The sequence below is a fragment of the Vibrio sp. 10N.222.55.C6 genome (assembly GCF_041473395.1).
Classification (GTDB): Bacteria; Pseudomonadota; Gammaproteobacteria; order Enterobacterales; family Vibrionaceae; genus Vibrio; species Vibrio crassostreae_C.
In genome coordinates this window covers 1-315 of the sequence record NZ_JBFRSD010000871.1, presented here as the reverse complement: position 1 = coordinate 315, position 315 = coordinate 1, and the positions used below count along the sequence as shown (strand labels likewise).

The window sequence follows — 315 nt, the reverse complement described above, 5'->3', positions numbered from 1 at the left end:
GTGCAGATCTGATAACCATAAAAGTCTCCTTCTACACCACAAATTCTCATTCTTCCTGAAGTACGATATGTTATAAGCTTTAAAGGCTTAGAGTTCATATCAAATAAGAGATGTCCATCTTTAGCTTTACCGTTTACTCCACTAAATTTAATTTGTTCAGAACTGTAGTTAACGGTGAAATCTACGTTTCGAAATGAAGCACCTTCCAGTGTAAGAATTGCCGTACCAGTATTCGGAATATCGAATTCGGTCAATTCAATTTTCCAATCACCGGTGTCATTTGAATTACCATTCATTAAGAAATGAGCCCAAAGA

Annotated in this window: 1 pseudogene; it reads right to left on the bottom strand. The window is 35.9% G+C overall.

What is annotated here, in order from left to right:
• Positions 1-315 (bottom strand): annotated as a pseudogene (locus AB4486_RS26630) (pilus assembly protein FimT); the annotation flags it as partial.